The 21976-nt window shown below is 26.3% G+C and carries 16 protein-coding genes; 14 read left to right on the top strand and 2 right to left on the bottom strand.

What is annotated here, in order from left to right; all coding sequences use genetic code 4:
- The first annotated feature begins 63 nt into the window (after nucleotides 1–63).
- The 13 genes from ESOMN_RS02105 to aspS all read left to right on the top strand — a co-directional run bounded on the left by ESOMN_RS02105 (nucleotide 64) and on the right by aspS (nucleotide 19427).
- Nucleotides 64–1431, top strand: a complete 1368-nt coding sequence (locus ESOMN_RS02105) for a glycine--tRNA ligase (protein WP_024863312.1) — start codon at nucleotides 64–66, stop codon at nucleotides 1429–1431.
- Nucleotides 1432–1456: 25 nt separating this feature from the next.
- Nucleotides 1457–3268: a DNA primase gene (gene dnaG, locus ESOMN_RS02100; RefSeq protein WP_024863311.1), complete on the top strand. Its 1812-nt coding sequence runs from the start codon at nucleotides 1457–1459 to the stop codon at nucleotides 3266–3268.
- 18 nt (nucleotides 3269–3286) lie between these two features.
- Nucleotides 3287–4729, top strand: coding sequence for a sigma-70 family RNA polymerase sigma factor (locus tag ESOMN_RS02095; protein ID WP_420855355.1), 1443 nt, complete (start codon nucleotides 3287–3289; stop codon nucleotides 4727–4729).
- 2 nt (nucleotides 4730–4731) lie between these two features.
- Complete coding sequence (locus ESOMN_RS02090; RefSeq protein WP_034942308.1) at nucleotides 4732–5400, top strand: class I SAM-dependent methyltransferase; 669 nt, start codon at nucleotides 4732–4734, stop codon at nucleotides 5398–5400.
- On the top strand, nucleotides 5391–6176 hold the full coding sequence (locus ESOMN_RS02085; RefSeq protein WP_024863308.1) for a Nif3-like dinuclear metal center hexameric protein: 786 nt from the start codon (nucleotides 5391–5393) through the stop codon (nucleotides 6174–6176). The genes ESOMN_RS02090 and ESOMN_RS02085 overlap by 10 nt, the downstream gene beginning before the upstream one ends.
- 4 nt (nucleotides 6177–6180) lie before the next feature.
- On the top strand, nucleotides 6181–7554 hold the full coding sequence (locus tag ESOMN_RS02080; protein ID WP_024863307.1) for a DEAD/DEAH box helicase: 1374 nt from the start codon (nucleotides 6181–6183) through the stop codon (nucleotides 7552–7554).
- Between the two features lie 10 nt (nucleotides 7555–7564).
- On the top strand, nucleotides 7565–9043 hold the full coding sequence (locus ESOMN_RS02075) for a YitT family ABC transporter (RefSeq protein WP_024863306.1): 1479 nt from the start codon (nucleotides 7565–7567) through the stop codon (nucleotides 9041–9043).
- A 95-nt stretch (nucleotides 9044–9138) separates the two neighbouring features.
- Entirely contained in the window at nucleotides 9139–13101 is a 3963-nt protein-coding gene (locus ESOMN_RS02070; protein ID WP_024863305.1) for a protein translocase SecDF, variant type, read from the top strand.
- Between the two features lie 9 nt (nucleotides 13102–13110).
- Nucleotides 13111–13623, top strand: a complete 513-nt coding sequence (locus ESOMN_RS02065; protein WP_024863304.1) for an adenine phosphoribosyltransferase — start codon at nucleotides 13111–13113, stop codon at nucleotides 13621–13623.
- A gap of 73 nt (nucleotides 13624–13696) precedes the next feature.
- Entirely contained in the window at nucleotides 13697–16006 is a 2310-nt protein-coding gene (locus tag ESOMN_RS02060) for a RelA/SpoT family protein (RefSeq protein ID WP_024863303.1), read from the top strand.
- Entirely contained in the window at nucleotides 15999–16157 is a 159-nt protein-coding gene (locus ESOMN_RS03825; RefSeq protein ID WP_156920188.1) for a hypothetical protein, read from the top strand. Before ESOMN_RS02060 ends, ESOMN_RS03825 begins: the two co-directional genes overlap by 8 nt.
- Before the next feature lie 263 nt (nucleotides 16158–16420).
- On the top strand, nucleotides 16421–17680 hold the full coding sequence (gene hisS, locus ESOMN_RS02055) for a histidine--tRNA ligase (RefSeq protein ID WP_024863302.1): 1260 nt from the start codon (nucleotides 16421–16423) through the stop codon (nucleotides 17678–17680).
- Between the two features lie 13 nt (nucleotides 17681–17693).
- A complete protein-coding gene (aspS, locus tag ESOMN_RS02050) occupies nucleotides 17694–19427 on the top strand; it encodes an aspartate--tRNA ligase (protein ID WP_024863301.1) in 1734 nt (577 codons plus the stop codon).
- A 9-nt stretch (nucleotides 19428–19436) separates the two neighbouring features.
- Here aspS and ESOMN_RS02045 read toward each other — a convergent pair whose 3' ends face one another.
- A complete protein-coding gene (locus tag ESOMN_RS02045; RefSeq protein WP_024863300.1) occupies nucleotides 19437–20375 on the bottom strand; it encodes a Pr6Pr family membrane protein in 939 nt (312 codons plus the stop codon).
- Between the two features lie 108 nt (nucleotides 20376–20483).
- A complete protein-coding gene (locus ESOMN_RS02040; protein WP_024863299.1) occupies nucleotides 20484–21191 on the bottom strand; it encodes a hypothetical protein in 708 nt (235 codons plus the stop codon).
- Between the two features lie 82 nt (nucleotides 21192–21273).
- On the opposite strand from ESOMN_RS02040, the gene ESOMN_RS02035 reads away from it, so the two are divergent.
- Nucleotides 21274–21960 carry a hypothetical protein gene (locus tag ESOMN_RS02035; RefSeq protein WP_024863298.1) on the top strand — a complete coding sequence of 229 codons (687 nt, stop codon included), beginning with the start codon at nucleotides 21274–21276 and terminating at the stop codon, nucleotides 21958–21960.
- Nucleotides 21961–21976: the final 16 nt, after the last annotated feature.

Genomic DNA, 21976 nt, shown 5'->3' with positions numbered 1-21976 from the left:
AAAAATATAAATGATCAAAAAAGTCAGCTTGAGCTGGCTTTTCCATTGTTAGAAGGAGAAAAGATGGCAAAAAACATGGAAGATATAGTTAATCATCTTAAAAATTCTGGTTTTGTTTTTCAAGGTTCTGAAATTTATGGAGGTTTAGCTAATAGTTGAGACTATGGACCATTAGGTACTGAATTAAAAAACAAATTAAAAAAAATGTGATGAGATTATTTTATTAAAAAAAATTCTTTAAATGTTGGTTTGGACTCATCTATAATTTTAAATTCTAAGGTTTGAGAAGCTTCTGGACACATTGCTGGTTTTAATGATCCTTTAATTGATTGTAAAAACTGCCGTTCTAGATGAAGAGCGGACAAATTAATTGAAGATTTTGATTCAAAAATAATTATAGGCAATATGAGTAATGCCGATATGGAAATGTTTATCAAAAAAAATAATATAAAATGCCCTAAATGTGAAAAAAATGATTTTACTGAAATAAGACAATTTGGATTAATGTTCAAAACTAGTCAAGGTGTCTTGGAAAACGAAAATTCAAGAGTTTATTTAAGACCAGAAACAGCACAGGGTATTTTTATAAATTTTAAAAATACACAAAGATCATTGAGAAAAAAACTACCTTTCGGAATTGGACAAATTGGTAAATCATTTAGAAATGAAATTACACCCGGAAATTTCATCTTTAGAACAAGAGAATTTGAGCAAATGGAGCTAGAATTTTTTTACAACCCTAATGACGATAAAGATTGATTTAAATATTGATTGGATCAAGTTACTGATTTTTTAGATAAAAAAGTTGAATTGAAAAAAGAAAATTACAGAATACATGAAATTGATAAAAAAGATTTAGCTCATTATTCAAATAGAACTTGTGATATTGAATTTAATTTCTTGTTTGGTTGAGGTGAACTTTGAGGTATTGCTCATCGTGGGAATTTTGATTTAAATGTTCATCAAAAATCAAGCGGAGAAGATTTAACATATTTAGATCCTATTTCTAACACTAAAATTTTACCGAATATAATTGAGCCTTCTGTTGGTGTTGAAAGACTTATTCTAGCAATAATTACACAGGCATACGAAGAAGAACAAATTGAAAACAATAATTATAGAATAGTTATGAAATTTCCATATGCTTTAGCGCCTTATCAAATTGCTGTTATGCCATTGCAAAAACAACAAAACGATGTTGCAAAAGAATTGTTTAATAATTTAATTCAAGATTTTGATGTAACATTTGACGAAACAGGAAATATAGGAAAACGTTATCGCCGTCAAGACGCAATCGGAACACCGTTTGTTATAACTTGTGATTTTGAAACCGAAAATGATAATAGTGTTACTATTAGAAATCGCGATACTATGCATCAAGAGAGAATAAAAATATCAAGTTTAAAAGAGTATTTTAGTTCAAAATTTTAATTGTTTTAAAAAGGAGGTTTTAGTTATGAGTACTGTATCAGAAGAAAAAATAAATCAAATTATTAATAAGGCTGATATTGTTGAAATTATTTCATCTTATATAAAACTTTCAAAAAAAGGAAGAAACTATTGAGCTGTTTGTCCTTTTCATGAAGATAGCAATCCTTCTATGTCTATTTCTCCTGATAAAAAAATTTATAAATGCTTTAGTTGTGGAGCGAGCGGAAACATTATCAAGTTTATTGAAAATTTTGAAAAATTAGATTTTCTTTCCACTTTAAAAAAATTAGCTTTAATAACCGGTATTGATTTATCAGAATTAAAAAACGAAACAAAAACAAGTAAGTATAATGAAAAAGAACAAAAAATATTTGAAATAAATAATGTTGCAATGAATTTTTATCAAATGGTTTTAAATTCTAAATTCGGAAGTGATGCTAAACATTATCTCGAAAATAGAAATATTAAAAAAGAAGAATTGATTTTTTGGGGTATTGGTTTCGCCTCTAAAGAAGTAAAACTTTATGAAAAACTTATTGAAAAAGGTTTTAATCTTAAAGAAATAGAAGAGGCTGGACTTATTTCAATTAAAGAAGAAAAGATTTATGACTTTTTCTTTGATAGAATTATTTTTCCTATCATGAATGAAGATGGTAAAGTTATTGGTTTCTCAGCCAGAACAGTAAATGATATAAAGCCAAAATATATTAATAGTCGAGAAAATTTAGTATTTAAAAAATCGGATTTAGCTTATAATGTTCAAAATATTCAACAAGAGGTCAATTTTAAAAAAACAATCATTGTTTTAGAAGGTTTTATGGATGTTATTTCTATGTATAAAGCTGGAATAAAAAACACTATTGCAATTATGGGAACTTCATTAAGCGATTATCATATTAAATTATTCAAACGTTTCAAAGCTCATATTAAATTGTTTTTAGATGGTGACAATGCCGGCATAGAAGCAACAATAAAAGCTAGTAAAAAAATTATTGCAAACAATATTTCTTTATCAATAATTGATAATCAAACAAATATGGATCCTGACGAATTAATCTCTAATAATGATTTAAATTCGGTATTAACAATGATTGAAGAAAGCGTTTATCCTTTACATTTTATTGCAAAAAAAACTTATCAATACGTTAGAAATGAAGATCCTTATAGTTTAGATGAATATTTGGATAGAATTTTTTCGATATTAATATTCATTAAATCAGATGTAGAAAAAAGTCAAACATTACAAAAAATTTCTGAAATAACAAAAATTGATATTTTAGAAATTAAAAAATATTTTGAAAATTATTCAAATAAAAGTAATGGTCAGAATCAAGTTTTGAGTGATAAAAGATTTGAAAATATTAAAAAAAGCAAATTATCTAACAAGGAATTAGAAGCATACCAAAGAGCTGAACAAAGAGTTTTTCTTTCTTTATTAAAAAGCGATAATTTCATTGATCAAGTAGAAGAAAATATTGAAAACTTCAATTCCCCAAAAACAAAAATGTTAGTAAAAAGTATTATTGAAGAATATAAAAAAGGAACTTATCAAGGCAGTGACTTTAATTTGATTAGTCATATTTTAGAAAATAAAGGATTAAAAATAAATGATTTAATTTTTAATTTAACAGAAGATAAATTTCTTAATATTTTAGAAATGTCTGGAACAGAAATGGATGATTCATTGCGAAAAATGAAAATATACCAACTAGAGAAGGAAAAAGATATCTATTTTAAAAAAATAAGTGATGCGAAAAGTTATATTGAACAAAAAACTTATTTGGAACTAGTCGATAAATACACAAGAAAAATAAATTTATTAAAAAACAAGAATTAAGAGGAAAAGACAATGACAATTAAAAAGTTTAAACCAGCAGATTTTAAAAAAATCAGTAATACCGAGGATTTTAAAGATTATATTTTAAATTTCTCTAAAGTAAACGGAAAAGTGAGCATTGAAGAAATTCAAGATACAATAGCAAAACAATTTCCTAATTTTACAGATGATGATCAAGAAAATCTTTTTGAAGAATTTACGAAAGCTAAAATTTTATCTGGAGATCAAGATTTCGAAGAAGATTTTGTTCCTGAATTTTTATCTGATGATGAAGATATTGAAATTATTGAAAATATTGAAGATTTGGAAATTGAAAGTTTGGAAGATGATTTTTTAGATGACATAAAAGCATCTAAAAAAGCTATGGACAAAGCAAAAAAAGAAGCTAAAGAAATTACTAATTCAAAATATAGAGTTGGCGGAATATCTAATGAAACAAAAATCCAAGACATAATCAAAGCTTATTTTAACCGTATTGGTTCTGCAAGAATATTATCAAAAACAGAAGAAATTGAATATGCTAAAATGCTTGAATCTGAAGACCCTGAAGATGTTTTAGAAGGTAAACATAAATTGATTGAATCTAACTTGAAACTTGTTATTTCTGTTGCAAGAAAACATCTTAATAGGGGTCTTGATTTTTCTGACTTGATTGAAGAAGGAAATATAGGTTTGATGAAAGCTGTGGATAAATTTGATTACAAAAAAGGTTTCAAATTTTCTACTTATGCAACATGGTGAATTAGACAAGCTATAACTAGAGCAATTGCAGATCAAGCAAGAACAATAAGAATTCCAGTTCATATGGTTGAAACGATAAATAAATTATCAAGAATTGAAAGACAATTGACTCAAGAACTTGGTCGTGAACCATCACCAAAAGAAGTTGCTGAAAAATTAGGTGCAGGAATGACTGCTCATAAAGTTGTTGAAATTAAAAAATTGTCAACTGAACCTGTATCTTTGGAAAAACCATTTGGTGATGAAGATGATACTCATTTTGATGATTTTGTAGAAGATAAAGATATGGTTTCTCCTAATGAATATGCTGAAAAAGAAGTTTTAAAAGAAGTTATGGATAATGTTTTTTCAGAAATGGCTCCAAGAGAAGAAAAAGTTATTCGTATGCGTTATGGAATAATCCCAACAAAACTTAGAACATTAATACGTTTAGCTGAAGAATGTGGTGATGATTCAGTTAAAGAATTAAGAGATGCAGTTAAAGAACTAAACATTCATATAGATACTCCAATTGAAAAAATTAGAATTTTTGATAGTGAAATTATCAAACTTCACTTATCTAAATATGATTCGCCAAAAACTCTTGAAGAAGTTGGAAAAGAACTTAACGTTACTAGAGAAAGAATTAGACAAATTGAAGCAAAAACTGTTAGAAAATTAAAAACACCTCAAAATAATAATAAATTAGGTAAAACACTTAAAGAATTTTATAAAGGGTAATAATGCACATTTCTGAAAGAATAAAACTTTTAGTAGATATACTTCCAAATGATAAACTTACTTTGGCAGATATAGGGACAGATCATGGATTTTTACCTATATATGCAGTAAAAACAAATAAAGCAAAAATGGTTTATGCTGTAGATATAAATGAAGGTCCTCTTAATTCGGCTAAAAATAACATTTCTAAACATGATCTAGATTCACAAATCAAAATCATTTTAGCAAATGGTTTAGACTTTATAAATGAAAAAACTCAAATTATTGATTATGTAACAATTTCTGGTTTGGGCACAAAAACAATGTTAAAAATAATTGAAAATGATAATGAAAAAATTAAAAACTATTTATTCTGTTCAAATACAGAAATCCAAGGTTTAAGACAATGAGCAAAATCTAATGATTATAAAATAGAATTTGAAAGTTTTATTTACGAAAACAAAAAACCTTATTGAATAATTATGATAAATAAAAGTTTTAAATTTAAAAAACATGATTTGGAATTAGGTGATTTTAATTTTTATAAAAATAACTTAGAATATAGAAGTTATTTATTAAACAAATTTAACTACAACAATGAAATTATTTCAAAAATATCAAAAAAAAGCAAAAGCAAAAAATTAAGAAAATCTAATAAAAAGATAGTAAGGTTTATAAAATTATGGAATTAATAAAAATCATAAAGTACTTGGACAAAAAATTCGATCCTAATTTAGCTTATGAATGAGATTTTAACGGTATTCAAAATATTAGTAACAAGCAAAATATAGATTTTAATACCGAAATTACAAATGTAGTTATTGCTTTAGATTTAAATAAAAATGTCGTTGAGTTTGCAATTGCAAATAATGTTAATTTGATAATTACTAGGCATCCATTTATATTTGGTGAATTAGTTGTGGAAAAACAAAATCCGCAAAAAAGTAAAATGATTAAATTATTAATTAACCATAATCTTGTAATATATTCTATCCACACAAATTATGATGCTTCAATATACCAAAATATACAAAATATTGTTTCTGAACAATTTAATATAAAAAAATTTAGCCATCTTAAAAAAAATAAAGAATGCATTAAATTTATTTTAAAAAATAAAATTACACACAAAGAATTTAGAGAAACTTTCAAAAAAATTTTTTCACTTGAACACTGTCAAATAAATAAAAGCTGAGATGATCATAAACAATTAAATGAATTTTATTTAACTAGTGGTTCGGGGGCTTCAACTATGATTGAACAAAAAATGGAACAAAAGATTTTTGTAACAGGTGAAGTAAAGTGAAATGAATGAATTTATGCAGAAGATAATGAAGTGAGTTTGTTAGCTTTGGGTCATTATATGGAAAACTATTTTATTTATGACATAAAAAACAAATTAATAAATACATTTAAAGATTTAAAAATTACGACTATTGATATTGAAAATCAATTTAGAAAGGGTTAAAAATATGTTATTTTCATCATTTGGATTTAAAAAATATATTAACGATACTCTTTTTGATATTGGTTTTGAAACTCCAACATCAATTCAAAACAAAGTTATCCCATTAATAAAAAAGCATAAAAATGTCATCGGTTTAGCTCATACAGGAACTGGTAAAACTCACTCTTTTTTGCTGCCTATTTTAAATAACTTAGATTTAAACGTGTCTTTTGAAAAAAGACATGTTCAAGCTATTATTATTGCTCCAACTCGTGAATTGGCAAAGCAAATATTCGATAATATAAAACCATTCCAAAAACAAGAATCAAAAATAACTTGTGGACTTTTCATTGGTGGTGAGGATATTAATAAAAATATAAGTAATTTAAGAAAAACTCAACCAATGATAGTTGTAGGAACGCCAACTAGAATCAAAGAATTATATGAACAAAATGAATTGCGAATTACAACAGCTAGTTATGTTGTTGTTGATGAATGTGACATGATTTTCGATTTAGGTTTTATTGAAGATGTTGATTTCATGATTTCTAGGGTAAACCAAAATGTTGTGATTTCACTTTTTTCAGCAACTATAGATGAAAATCTACGACCATTTATTAAAAAATATTTAAAAAATTCTATTTTTATTGATGATTCTGAATCTATTCCCTCAACTAAAAATGTGGAACATATTTTAATAGATACTAAAAATAAAGAAATTGAATTAGTTTTATCGAATTTAGTTAAAAGTATAAATCCTTATATGTGCTTGATTTTCGTTAATAGTAAAGATAATATTTCTTCAATTGTTAAGATATTGCGTAAAAATAACGTTGGTCACGTTGGCGAATTACATGGTAATCTTCAACCAAGAACAAGAATGGCAACTCTTAAAAAGGTAAAAAATAATGATTTCAAATATGTTGTTGCTACAGATGTTGCGGCAAGAGGTGTTGATATTGAAGGAGTTTCTCATGTAATATCAATAAATTTACCTTCTGATTCCAATTACTACATCCATCGTTCAGGAAGAACTGGTAGATCAAATCTTAAAGGTAAAAGTTATGTTTTATTCAATATTAAAAATCAACAAAGAATTGAAGAACTAAAAAATAAAGGTATTGAATTTTCGATTCAAAAATTAGTTGAAGGTGAACTTATTGATATTAAACAAAGAGAGCAAAAAAAGAAGAAAAATAATTTAAATTTAGATACAGAGTCTAAAATTGTTATTTCTAAATATAAAAACACAAAAGTTAAGCCCGGGTACAAGAAAAAACGTAAAGATGAATTAGAAAAAATCAAACAAAAACGCAAAAGAGAACATATTAAAGAATCTATTGCTAAAATTAAAAAAGAAAAGTATAAAAGACGTCGTTCAGAATTGTTTGGTGACTAGGAGAAATTAAATGAAAATAACTGTTAAGACAAAGAAAAAAACAAAAGTTGTTTCTCTTAGTGAGCAACAAGTTTTTGAAATTAAAGCTTCGGAATTTTATGAAAAAATTCACAACACGCTTATTTCTAAAGCACAAATAAGTTTAATGAGAACAACTTATTTTAAAAGAGCTTTTTGATATGAGTTTTTATTATTGTGTTTAGCTGCCTTTGCAACAACTATAGCAATAGATTATTTTATTTCTTCTACAGGTAAAACGGGTCTATTTCCAGGCGGTTTAGGTTCTTTTGCAAGATTTTTATCGGTTGTAACTTATCCAGATAATGCTAGTCAACAAGGTAGTTTCTATTTTGTTTACTACTTCCTGTTAAATATTCCGTTAATTATTTTTGGTTATTTAAAGTTAGGAGTTAAATTCACTTTAACAACACTTCTTTATATGGTTTTATCAATTGGTTTTGACCAAATCATCACAAGACTTCCAGTTATAAATCCTACTGAATGACATTTTGTTTTGGATTATCAATTAATTTCTTCATTGCAAGATTCATGAAACACAACTATTTGGCTGTTTGTGTTCGCCTTTTTTGGAGGAGCTTTGTTAGGTTGATCTTTAGCAACAACTTATAAAGTTGGTGCTTCTTCAGGAGGAACTGATTTTTTAACACTTTGATTTGCTAAGAAAAAAAATAAAGATATCGGAACAATTAATCGTAATATGAATTTTGTTATTTTGTTCATAGTAATAATTTCAAACACAATGTTATTAGTACCTGAAGATTTTCATAAATCATTTAAATATTCAGTATTAAATAGTTCAACAAATGCTGAAATTTTAAATTTAAATGGTATTGATGAATGATTTAAATCATCACCTCTTTGAAACGAAAGTCAACCAACAACACTAGCAGATGCATTAAAAAATTCAAGACAAGAAGTTTTAAGATTATTGTCAACAGACCCAAATTTCTCTGGTTACTCATCAAGCATGCTCGCTATTTTAAGAGTTAAATTTATTTTTGGACCGACTTTGTTTGCTTCTGTTATCTTGGTTATTGTTCAAGGAGTTGCAATTAATGTTAGTTATCCTAAAAATGTTAAAAGAACAATATTGTTAACTACAACAAAACCAGATGAAGTTAAAAAGTTTTTATTTGATTCAGGTTACAGAAATGATGTTCTAATTCACGAAACAGAAATTCATCATTCCGGAAGAGAAATGACAAAGAAAAAGGTATTAACAATAACAACCACTTTAATGAATTGAAAATCAATTGAAAAAGGAGTTATGAACGTAGATTTAGATATGAATGCTAATGTTATTCAAACTAGAGCAGTAAAAGGACCTTTCATTTCGGAGCTAAAAGATGAAAGACGAATGGAATCAATTAAGTTGAAATTGTCTGCAGACAAAAAAATGATGAACAAAATTGACAAAGAAGCCATTTATAAAACTTGAAAACGTATGCAAAGCAAAATTAAGAAATAGTTTTTATTTGAACTTAAATTTGTTATAAATAAGTTAAAGATTTATTTCAATTTTGTTAACTTGTTTAATAATCTTGAATAGAAAGGGGCGTTTGTATGAAAAACCAAAATAAAAAACATAAATTTCGGCCAAAAAGTATAGTTAGAATTTCAATTATATTCTTAATGATCGTGGCTTTAGTTTTAAGCATAGGTTTTTCTATATCTTCTTCTCAATCTAATTTAAAGCTAGGTCCGCAATATCAACGAAAATTTCAAGCACTTGTTGATGTTTACGATACAAAAAAAACTGATGAATCAACTGTTTTACCAAATGGTAATGCTGATAAGGCGGCTGAAATTTTACAGTCAAAATTATCACCTTTTTCTGATGGTTCTGTTGATGTTAAAATTTCGGGTAAATCAAGATTATTAGTTTCTGCTCCAGAAAATTTTTATAGTAATAACAAAGAAATTTTCAAAAACGAAATTGAGTCAGCTGGAGGTTTATTTGCTTTAACTCAGGATACTCACAAAGATATAATGTTTGATCAAACATTAATGTCTAAAATCGGGATTACAAATGTAGAAGAAGGTAAAAAAGGTTTATCTTCTGTATTTGGACAAGTTCAAACAGAATCTGTTAAAGTTGGAGAATCTAACAAACCATATATTTCTTTTGAATTACCTGAAGGTAATTGAGAAAAAATTATTGCTAGTGAAAGTTCTGAAACAGAAGGTAATGAATCCAATAAAACACCAACTTTTGACTTAATTGCTAATGTCGACGGTTTGTTTAGTAATTTTAGATCTTATTTTTTACTATCCAATAATGATAACAAAGATAAATTTTACGAAAATTATGTCGATGGAGTTATTAAACCTATTGAAAATTACTTAAATGACCTTAATTCAGACAATAAAGATACTAAAAATATTTTAAATGATTTTTTCTTTGGAACTTTTTACTATAGAAATGCTGCTGGTTATTGAGTAGAAAAATCCGGATCAATAGTTGATAAAGACTTTATTGACGCTGTTATTGATGAAACTAGAAATAGTAAAGATGGATTAGTTGACATAAGAACAAGTGAGGGGCTTGGAAAATTTTTAAATCCAGAAAATAATCCTGACCACAGTTTTAAATTTGCGAACCAAATTTCCAAATATGTTTACGATTCTAATTCAGTTGCTGCTGATTTTTCCAACAAATCAACTGAAGGCGCGGTTCCTGGTAAGTATTCAAAATCCTTGATTTCTAAAAAAGACCCAACTATTGAAATTGGAAGAGTTGATAAAGTTTTTGCAACTTTAGTTGATACAATTTTCACTAAATCTTTAGAAATTAAAAATGGTATAATTTCGTCATCTAACTTTGATAAAGATATTTTTAAATATAACTTTATTTTTAGTGGTTCTACACGAAAAATAGAAGCAACAGAAGCCAAACCAAAAAATTATATTGATCCAAATGGTAAGAAATTTTTTATTGAAACTCCAAATTATACTTTTGCAAAAACAATTAGAGCTCAAATAGCTGCTAATGCTGAAGGTTTGTCTTTTAAAGTTTCATCAATAAGTTCTGTTGAACCAACATTAACAAAAGCTTTATTAATCGCTTCAATTATCTTTTTAATTATTATTGTATTAGCGATGATGATATTCATGTTGTTTTTCTATAGATTATTAGGGCTTTTCACTCTTATCGTGGCTTTAGCTATTGGAAGTGCCGTGTTGTTCATGTTTACCTTGTTCAATATCACTTTAGGACCTGAATTTATTCCTTTGCTGATGATTGTTATAGGTATTACAATAGATATAGCAGTAGTGTTCTTTGAGTCTTTAAAAAATAATATTTATATAGAAAAAAGACCTATTTTGTCTTCTTTCAAAATAGGAAGTAAAGAAACCTTAGGAATTGCAGTTGATATGATCATTGCTACAATAATTCCTAACATAGTTTTATTTTGAATAGGAACTGAAGGATTGAGAAATTTTGCAACAATCGCTACTCTTGGTCTTATTTGCGTTCTTGTCTTTGCGGTTATCTTCTTCAGAATTTTAATGTTTGTGCTTGTTAGAACAAACATATTCAAAAAATACGAATGATTATTGCCGATTGACACTTCATTTAAAAATGAAGGTTCATTCTTTATTCAATATTTAATTGAATCTAATAAAGAAAAAAATAATAAATTGTCACAAAAAGATAAGTTAACTTCTAAACAATTAATTAAAATTAAAAAAAATGAAGATTTAATTAAAAAATTAGAAACAAAACAAAAGAATATTATTGAAAAGAAAAAGATTAAAATAACAAATAAAATTGAAAAACACAAACTTAAATGAATTAAAAAAACAAATAAAATTGAAAGAAGTTATCAAAAGGCTTCTTCTTCAAAAAATAAGTTTATTTTATTAATGATTCTTCCTTTTATAAGTTGAAAAAAATCTTATATAAAGTCCTCACAAAATTCACAATTAGAAAATAGCCAAGATATTAGTGTAAATCAAATAAGTAAGGTAAATTTTTTAGAAAAAAAAGTTAATAAAGCTGGAATTATAACAACTATTGTAACTGGCATTCTTTTACTTGTGTCAATAATTTTATCTTTATTATTTGGATTTAATTATTCTTCTAATTTTGGAAAAGGATCTAACATTTATATATACGGTTCTTATATAACTAGGTCATTTGATTTAGATAGTCGTGATGACTACGAAATAAATTCTCAATTAAAATCTATTAAAGATAATACAGAGATTAGAATTAAAGAAAAATATGAAATTAATGGTGAAATAGCAGAAAACACAATTGCTAAAAAAGAATGACAAGCAGCTACTGTTGCGGGTTATTACGAATATATTTTTGCAAATGACAAATTAGGATTATTTTTCTCAAAAGCAAATGGAATATCTTTAGATGATGTTAAAGTTACATACGGAATAGATTATTCAACCAACACCAATATTCCTATTTCGGAAACAGGTTGAATTTCAATATTTACAACTTCTAACATAATTAAACAAAGTAATATTTTTAGAATTGCGGTTCAAAAAATTGCTAATGAAAACATTTCTGAAATTACTCCAGTAGAACCAACACCAACTGAAGGTGTTTTGGTATTAGAAACTAAACCATATACAACTTATAAACAAATGATTCAAATAGTTGTAACATTTGCAATTGTTCTTTTAGCATTGTTGGCTTACATGATTATTAGATTTAAATGAACATACTTTGTAGCCTTAGCTTTAGGATTGACTATTGCAGTAGTAGCGACAGCTGCAGTAATAATTACATTAAGAGTTCCTTTCTCTATTGAAATTTTACCGGCGATTGTTACAATTATTAGTTTTGTAATTCTACTAGGAATATTAATATTAGGAAAAGGTAAAAAAATTATTGATTCTAAAGATGAAAAATCATTGCATAATTACTTTAAACAAGAAATTGAATTAACGTTTAAAATCAAAAACAAACAAAAGGACATTAAAAATAGAATTTTAGAATTGAAAAAAATCAAAAAAGAGCAGTTATCTAAATTTGTAAAAAAAGAAAAAATTCAAAGTTCAACTAAAAAGAAGATTTCGAAATTTAAGAAACAATTAGAAATGAATTTTAAAAAATTATTTAGTAAACTTCCAAAAGAATTGAAAGTAGAAAAAAGAATTATTATTCAAGACTTTAAACATCAAAAACAAATGTTAAAAGAAGAATTGAAAGTATTTAAGTCAAAAATTAACAAAGAAATTAAAATTGAAGCTAGTCAAAATAATTTTTTAAAAGAAATTTTTGCCCAAATATTTAAATTCGGAATAGTAAGATCATTAACTATTGGTTTATTGTACTTGTCTATTAGTATTGTTGCGGTAATCACAATGCCAACAATTATAGGTATGGGTCTGTCGTTAACAATCGGAATTATTGTTGCTTCAATTGCAGTTTTAACAATTATGTTACCGCTTTGATTAGTTCTAGAACAAAAAAGAATTCGAGCAAAATACGGATTTAAAAAATATATTGCCCAACTAAAAGTTTCGGGAGAAGAACAAATTATAGAAAACATAAATGATTAAGAGGTTAAGATGAATTTAAAAGATTTTATTTATGATGTTAAAGATTTCCCTAACAAAGGCGTTAACTTTAAAGATATCACCCCGTTGCTAAATAATGTCGAAGCTTTTCAATACGTAATTGAGCAAATTTCTATTTTTGTTAAAGAAAGTAAAGCTAATGTTGTTGTAGCTCCAGAAGCAAGAGGATTTCTTTTAGCATCAGCTGTTGCTTTTAATACCAAAACTAGATTTGTTTTGGTACGCAAACCAGGTAAATTACCAAGAAAAGTTTTAGATATCGAATATACATTAGAATACGGAACAAACCATCAACAAATGCATGTTGGGGATATTCAACCAGGAGACAAAGTTGTAATTATCGACGACATCTTAGCCACTGGTGGAACAATTGAAGCTATTATTGATTTGGTAAATCAACAACAAGGACAAGTTAGTGGAATTTCTTTTTTAGCAGATTTAACAGATTTACATGATAAAAGTTTATTATCCAAATATCGTGTTCAAAAATTAATTGAATATTAGAATATTTAACGACGATGTATAATCGTCGTTTTTTATTATCTATTGTATAATAATTAGCATAAGAGGCTGATTTATGATACTAAACAGAAAAAAAGAAATTACATCAAGAAAATTATTAAATGTTGTTCAAATTGATGATTATGCTCCATTGGAAAAGGAATTAAAAACTTATATTTATTCCAAAAAAGAACTACGATCAATTTATGAGGCATTTGAATTTGCAAAAAACCAGCATGAAGGACAACTTAGAAAAAATAATGATCCATATATTTGTCACCCTTTGTCAACTGCTTATTATTTAGCGCAATTAAAATTGGGACCCAAAACTATTATTGCTGGTTTGCTACATGATATTTTAGAAGACACAGCAATAACGTATGCAGAACTTAAAGATGTTTTTGGCGAAGAAGTTGCTAATCTTGTTGAAGCTGTAACTAAGGTTTCTTATTTTGCCAAAGAAAATCGTGAACAACAAAAAGCTGAATACTTAAGAAAAATTTATCTATCGATGGCTGTTGATATTAGAGTAATTATAATCAAATTAGCAGATCGTATGCACAACATGCTGACAATAAAAAATTTGAACGAACAAAAACAACAAATCATTGCTAAAGAAACTTTAGAGACTTACACAGCAATTGCCCATAGATTAGGAATGAAACAAGTTAAATCGATTCTTGAAGATTTATCATTTGAAGTTTTAAATCCTGAAGAATACAAAAAAATTGAAAAATTGGTAGAAACTAACTCAGAAAAAAGAATATCTTCAATAAACTCTATAATCAAAGATATCGAAAGATTCTTAAGAGTTGAAAAGCATATTAAAATAATTGATATTTTCGGAAGACCAAAAACAATTTATTCAATATATCGAAAAATGAACCAAATTGGTAAATCATTTGATGAAATTACAGATTTATTAGCTATTAGAATTATTGTTAACTCTGCAGATGATTGTTACAAAGTTTTAGGTTACCTACATCAATTTTATACGCCCGTGACAAGTAGATTCAAAGATTATATAGCAACACCTAAAAATAACGTTTATCAATCATTACACACAACTTTAGCTGATGTGAAAGGAGAAATATTCGAAGTTCAAATCAGAACTGAAAAAATGGATAAAGTAGCAGAAACCGGAGCAGCAGCACACTGAGCATATAAAGAAGGTGAATCTGTTGATATTAATAAAAAACAAAAAGAAATCGATGAACAAATAGATTTATTTGATCGTATTATTTCTTTGGATCAAGAATCAGCCACAATTTCAGATGATTCAACAGAAAAAAAAGAAAAAATTGAAGATGTTTTAAAAGAAGATATTTTTACTTCTTCAATTTATGTTATGACTCCAAATAAAAAAGTGGTAACTTTACCATTCGGTTCAACTGTTTTGGATTTTGCGTATAGAATTCATACAGAAGTTGGAGAACATACAACTGGAGCTAAAATTAATGGAGTTTATTCTCCTATTAATACTGTTTTAAAATCAGGACAAATTGTTGAAGTTAAAACTTCTTCTAAACAAAAGCCGACTCATGAATGGTTGAAAATTGTTGTCACAAGCAATGCTAGAAATAGAATCAAAAAATATTTAACTTCAATGATTAATGAAACAAATATTAAAGATCGTAAAGACGAAATTAAAGTTTATGTTGAAAAAACTAAAAATGCCATTAATTCAGCAATTAACCAAAAAGATTTGCGTTGAAAACGAAAAACATCCGCAGAAATTCTTGAATCACTTAAAAAAATATCATTTAATAGTGAAGATGATTTTTTGTATGCTGTTTATAAAGGTGAATATTCAATTGAAAAAGCAATTGATTTAATTTATATTGATCATGATTTTAGTAAAGATGACGCAGCAAGAGAAGCGATTAAAAGTGAAAAAATACAAATTTTAGATTTTAAAAATGATGTTTTAGTTGACGGAATCGCTAATTTGAAAACACAACTTTCAAGTTGTTGTGCTCCTATCCCTTATGAGTCAATTGTTGGATATGTTTCTAAAGGTAATGGGATTAAAGTTCATTTGTCAGAATGTATTAATGTTAGTGGTGATTTGGCGCAAAGATTGGTTGTTGTAAATTGAAATCCTAATGTTGCAGAAACACATGATTACCAAACAACAATTAAATATTATGCAACTGATAGACCAAATCTTCTTTATGATGTTACAAAGGTGCTAATTGGTTTAAAAGCTTCAACAATATCAGCAAATGTTAAAGCTGACCAAAAATCATTATTAGCTACAGGGACAATGAAGATTAAAGTTAGAAACAGTGATCAATTATCAATGATAATTTCTGCTTTAAAATCAGTGCCTGCTGTTGTTGATGTTGTTAGAGATATTAAGAAAGAAAACAAAAAAAATGACTAGTATAGCATGAAACGAATATAAGTTCTATCTTTATAAAGGTTATGAGCCAGTTGATATTAGAGAAAATATTGAAACAGATCTAGCCTATGTTTCTGAAGCTAAATTGCTTCCGTTTTCACAAATAAATGAAAACCTTAGTTTTAATAGTTAATAAAAAATTTTTGTTATATTGTGCTAGTGGTAGAAGGGTTCACAACTTATTATCATAACTAGAATTTCAAAAATTTGATGTAAGTGAATTAATTAAACATTGAAGGTGAGTACAATATTTACCGTACAATAAAATAACTTTCTTTTTTAAAACAACATACAATTTGTTAACTTGTATGTTGTTTTACTTTATTTTTGCAAAAGAGAATTTCGATAATGCGACTAATATAAGTTATAATTTTATAGATGAAAGAAGTGAAATAAATGATTCAAAAACCTCGTGGAACACAAGATCTTTTTTTAAATGAAATAAATGAAATAATTGAATTGGAAACAATTTTAAAAACAATTGCTAAAAACTATAATTTTCAAGAAATTAGAACCCCTATTTTTGAGGCTAAAGAATTATTTGTTCGTTCAGTTGGAACAACTAGTGATGTTGTTTCTAAAGAAATGTATGAATTTGTAGATAAAAAAAATCGTCAATTTGTTTTAAGACCAGAAGGAACAGCGCCAGTAGTTAGAGCATTGATTGAAAACAAATTGTATGCTCCTGAATTTATACCATTTAAAACTTTTTATATCGGACCAATGTTTAGATATGAAAGACCACAAGTTGGAAGAAATAGACAATTTAATCAATTTGGAGTTGAAGTATTTGGCCCAAACAATATTGAGCAAGACTTAGAATTAATAAATTTTGCATATGCGATTACAAAAAAAATAGGTATAGAAAAAAACATTCAAATTGATTTAAATTTTTTGGTTACAGGAATTAGAAGAGAAAAATATATTTCGGATTTAAAAAAATATTTAGAAACTTTTAAAAATTTATGTAATGATTGTACTCAAAGATTATCGTTAAATCCTTTAAGGGTTTTAGATTGCAAAATTGATGGTATCAAATTTTTAGATGCACCTAATATGCAAAAATATTTAAACTCAGAAGATGAACTTTATTTTTCAAAAATCGTCCAAAAGTTAAAAGAATCAGAAATTAATGTAAAAATTAGTAGTAAATTAGTTAGAGGTTTAGATTACTATACTGGTTTAATATTTGAAGTTAAATATAATTCAGAAATTTTAGGTTCTCAAGATACCATTATTGCCGGAGGAAGATACAATAACTTAGTATCAGAATTAGGTGGACCAAATATGCCGGCTGCAGGTTTTGCTTTAGGTATAGAAAGAATTTTGATTATTTTAAAAAATTTGAAAAAGGACTTAAAAACAAATAAAGGCTTAGATTTATACACAATTGCATTGTCTGAAAAAGGAATGGAATTAAATTATAAAGTTTTAAGAACATTAAGAGAACAAAATGTTATAGTTGATACAGATTTGATGAATAGAAGTTTTAAATCAGCTTTTAAACAAGCAGAAAAGTTAGATGCAAAATGAATTATTATTTTTGGCGATGAAGAATTCACAACTCAAAAAGTTACATTAAAAAACCAAAAAAACGGTGAACAAATTATGGTTGATGTAAAAGATATTTTTGAAATAATTCAAAAAAATAAATAGGAAAGGGGCTAACATGAAAAGAACACATACATGTGGAGAATTAAATATTTCCAACATTGGGCAAAAAGTTTTATTGCAAGGATGAGTTAAAAAAATTAGAAAGATGGGAGCAATGACTTTTATTGATTTAAGAGATCGTTATGGAATTACACAAATTATAGCTTCAGATAAAGAAACCTCAATATTAAATGACATTAAAACAGAATTTGTTGTTGAAGTTATAGGTATAGTGGTTGAAAGGAAATCTAAAAATTTAGAATTAACTACAGGTGAAATTGAAATTCAAGTTGAAAATATTTTGGTAATTAATAAATCAGAATTGACACCTTTTCAAATTGAAGACAAAATAGATACATTAGAAGATACTCGTCTATCATATCGTTATTTAGATTTACGAAGACCTGAAATGACAAACAATCTTTTAATAAGATCAAAAATGAATTCAATTATTCGTAGATACTTAGAAGACCAAAAATTTGTGGAAGTTGAAACACCAATTTTAGGAAAATCAACACCCGAAGGAGCTAGAGACTTTTTAGTACCCTCAAGAACTAACAAAAATAAGTTTTATGCTTTACCACAATCTCCGCAGCTTTTTAAACAACTATTAATGATTTCGGGAATAGACAGATATTTTCAAATTGTTAGATGTTTTAGAGATGAAGATTTAAGAATTGATCGTCAACCAGAATTTACACAGTTAGATATGGAAATGTCGTTTGCAACCAATGAAGATGTCATGGAAATTATCGAAAATTTAATCAAAAAAATTCTTAAAGATTTAAAAAATGTTGATATTATTGAACCGTTAATAAGACTTCCTTACAAAGAAGCAATTGCAAATTATGGAGTTGATAAACCAGATTTAAGATATGATTTACTAATCAAAGATCTTAATGAAGTTTTTGCTAATACAGAAATCAAAATGCTAAAACCTTTAGTTAAGCAAAATCTTTCAATTAGAGGAGTTATGATTGATGAAATATTAACTAAAAAGCAAATTCTTGAAATCGAAGAAACAGCTAAGCAAAATCATTTAAAATCAATTGGATTTGCTAAATTTGAAAACGATACTTGATCAGGTTCGATTGCTTCACAATTGAACGAAAAAGAAAAAAAAGAATTACTTACTATTTTCAATATTAAAGATAAGGGAACTTTATTTGTCAATGGAGACAAATATAAAACCATTTCTCAAGCAATGGGTGCAATCAGAATTAATTTAGCTAAAATTTTTAATTTAGCTAACGTTACCGATTTTAAATTGTTGTGAGTGGTTGATTTTCCTTTATTCGAATGAAGTGAAGATGATAATCGTTTTGTTGCAGCACACCACCCATTTACAATGCCTAAACAAGAATCATTAAAAGATTTTGATACCAATAAAGAGCAAGCTTTAGCTAATTCGTACGATCTTGTAATGAACGGTTTTGAAATTGGAGGAGGTTCTCAAAGAATAACTAATTTCGATCTTCAAAAACGCATGTTTGATGCAATAGAATTATCTAAAGAAGAAATTGTAAATAATTTTGATTGATTTATGAATGCTTACAAATATGGAGCACCATACCATTCGGGTCTCGCCTTAGGTTTAGATCGTATAGGAATGTTATTAACTGGCGCTTATTCAATCAGAGATGTGATTGCTTTTCCTAAAAACTCATCTGGAATTGATCCGATGTCTAATGCTCCAGATTTTGTTAATGATTCCCTTTTAGAACAATTAAACGTTAAAACAATAAAATAAAAAGAGTTCTTAATGAACTCTTTTTATTTTATTTTCTCTGGTGTTTAAAATGTGCATATATAAAGTTGAGAATCCTATTAAGATTGCTGCAATTGCAATAACTGCAATAAAGAATCAAGCAACCCCTGGTAATCCAACAACTTTAGCTTCATGAACACGTAAGAAGAAGTATGGGTATTGAGTGTCAACAGGTTTGTTTCCCTGGTAACGAATTTCTCCTCTAATTAAAATTAAAATTCCATAAGTCAACAATAAGATGATAGCCTTAACTCAACCTTTTTTAATATATTGTTTAGCTTTTTGAGTATTAATGGGTTTCATTACTAAAGCGACATATAAAATTAAAGCAAGTGGGAATAACATGTGTTCTAATACAGTTGTTGTTCAATTGAAGGCACTCATGTAATCTCCATTCATTAATGAAGTTGGTAATAAAATTCCATTATAAATAATTAAAGTAATTGTTATGTAAGTTGTTACAATAATTGTTGAATTTAATGAAATATAACCTTTAATTCCTTCGTTTTGTGGTTTTAATGCAGCTACTAAAAATCAAATTCCTACAGCAATGTTTGATAAAGTTGTAAAGTATGTAAATGAATTAATGAAAAAATCACCAAAACTTGTTGATGATAATCATCCGATGTTATCACCATCAATTTTATTAGGGACAATAGATATCCAATTCATATAACTTCTAGCTTCATCAAATCCTTTAAGTGTTGCGATTTCCTTAACTTTGTTGAATATATCATCAATGCTAATGCCTTTAAGTTCTGAACTTGCCAGAATGGCTTCTACTTGCTTAGAAGCAGTCATTAATGAAACCATGTCTGATATTTTGGTACCAATAATTAGGCCCATAATACTTAAACCAATAATTAATTTAAATCAAAATTTTCAATCATGAATCATATCTTTTGTTATGATTTGTTTTTTCAAATGCATGATCGTTTCTCCTTATTTTCAATCGTCTCTTTTTGAGACAGTTTAAAATATTTTAGCATATTTATTTTTGGTGCAAACCCATTGGTTAAGTTTTTTCATTTTTTTCATTTAATTTATTTTTAGTAAATTTAAGACAAAAACATTATAGTTAGAAACAAAATTTAAATTTAAAGAATTATAAATTATTGCATGTAATAAAGTGTCTGCATATTTTTCTTTACTTAATTGTTTGTTTTTAAATAACTTACTAGCATATTTCACAATTGAATTAACGATTAAAGAAGAATCATTTAGTTTACCGTCATTAAAATTTTCATTTTTAAAAATAACATCTAGCACTTCATTATTGCCTAAAGTATTTATAATGTTTTTTTTAAAACGATCATAAAATTCTAGGTTTTTATTGTTAAAAACTTTTATTGAATGTCCTCTTTTATTATTAATTTCTAAGCTATTAAAATCACGATAATAATAAATCATAATAACAATTGATCAACACGTTCCTAATAATAATGAGTAATCGCTGATCATTTTTTGAAATTTTTTAATCATTTTCAGTTCATTTTTTATTTGTTTAATTTTAGGTTCAAAAAAAGTTTGCATATTATTGACCGCTTGAAACAATTTTTTATAATCTTCAATTTTTTCTTTTGGTTTTAACGAAATAAAAATATTTGAATCTTTATTAAATCTTTTAATTCAATTCAAGTTCTTTTGCACAAGTTTCTTTAAAGTTTTTTCTCATCATGGATTAATATAATTTAGTTGAGATAATTCATTATCTGATAATTTAGGTAATTTGTATATTTCTAACATGGATTAACCTCCGAGATAGTTTTATTATATACAATATAAAACTTATATAAGTTATAATCTTAATAATTAAAGAGGTAAAAAAATGACGCTGGGAAATGAACTAATTAAAGAAGAACTTGAAGTAAATTTTTTTGAACCTGCATTAGGACTTATTATAACTAATCTTGAATTTTTAGAAGATGAATTAAATCAAGAAAGTAAAAATGTTAAATTTATAAGCAAATTTATTGATAATTTAAATGAATTAGATGATTATGATGATTTTGATAATCTAGTTAAAAAATTTGAAATAATTGAAAACGAAATTATTGATGTAATTAAACAAACTCGTGATGCTGATAAATATATGTTGTTGGATAATTTTTTCACAGCTAAAACTCTTTTGAATGAAATGATTTCTCAAGGTTCATTTATGGATAAAGCTTTAAGTTTTGAAGAACAAGAAAACATTTCAGAAATAGAACTTATTAAGGAAATGAAAAAGTTTGTTATTTCACAAGCGAATATTTGATATCAAAATTTAGATAATAAAGACCAAAATGATTTTAATATTTCTAATGAATTTGCTAAAGTTTTGAATATTTTAATAAAAGAAAAAGATTTTGTAGATTTTAAAGAAGCTAATGATATGTTAGTTCAATTATTTGTTTTAGATAATAAAATTACTTTAAATAATTTTGCATATATCGAAGAAATATTTGCAAAATTAATAAAGACCAAAGCCTTAATAACTTTAATTGATTTTTGAGAACAAGGAGAAACTGATTAATAATTTTTAAAGGAGT

Source organism: Williamsoniiplasma somnilux (assembly GCF_002804005.1).
GTDB lineage: Bacteria > Bacillota_I > Bacilli_A > Mycoplasmatales > Mycoplasmataceae > Williamsoniiplasma > Williamsoniiplasma somnilux.
This window is presented reverse-complemented; position numbering and strand designations above follow the sequence as displayed.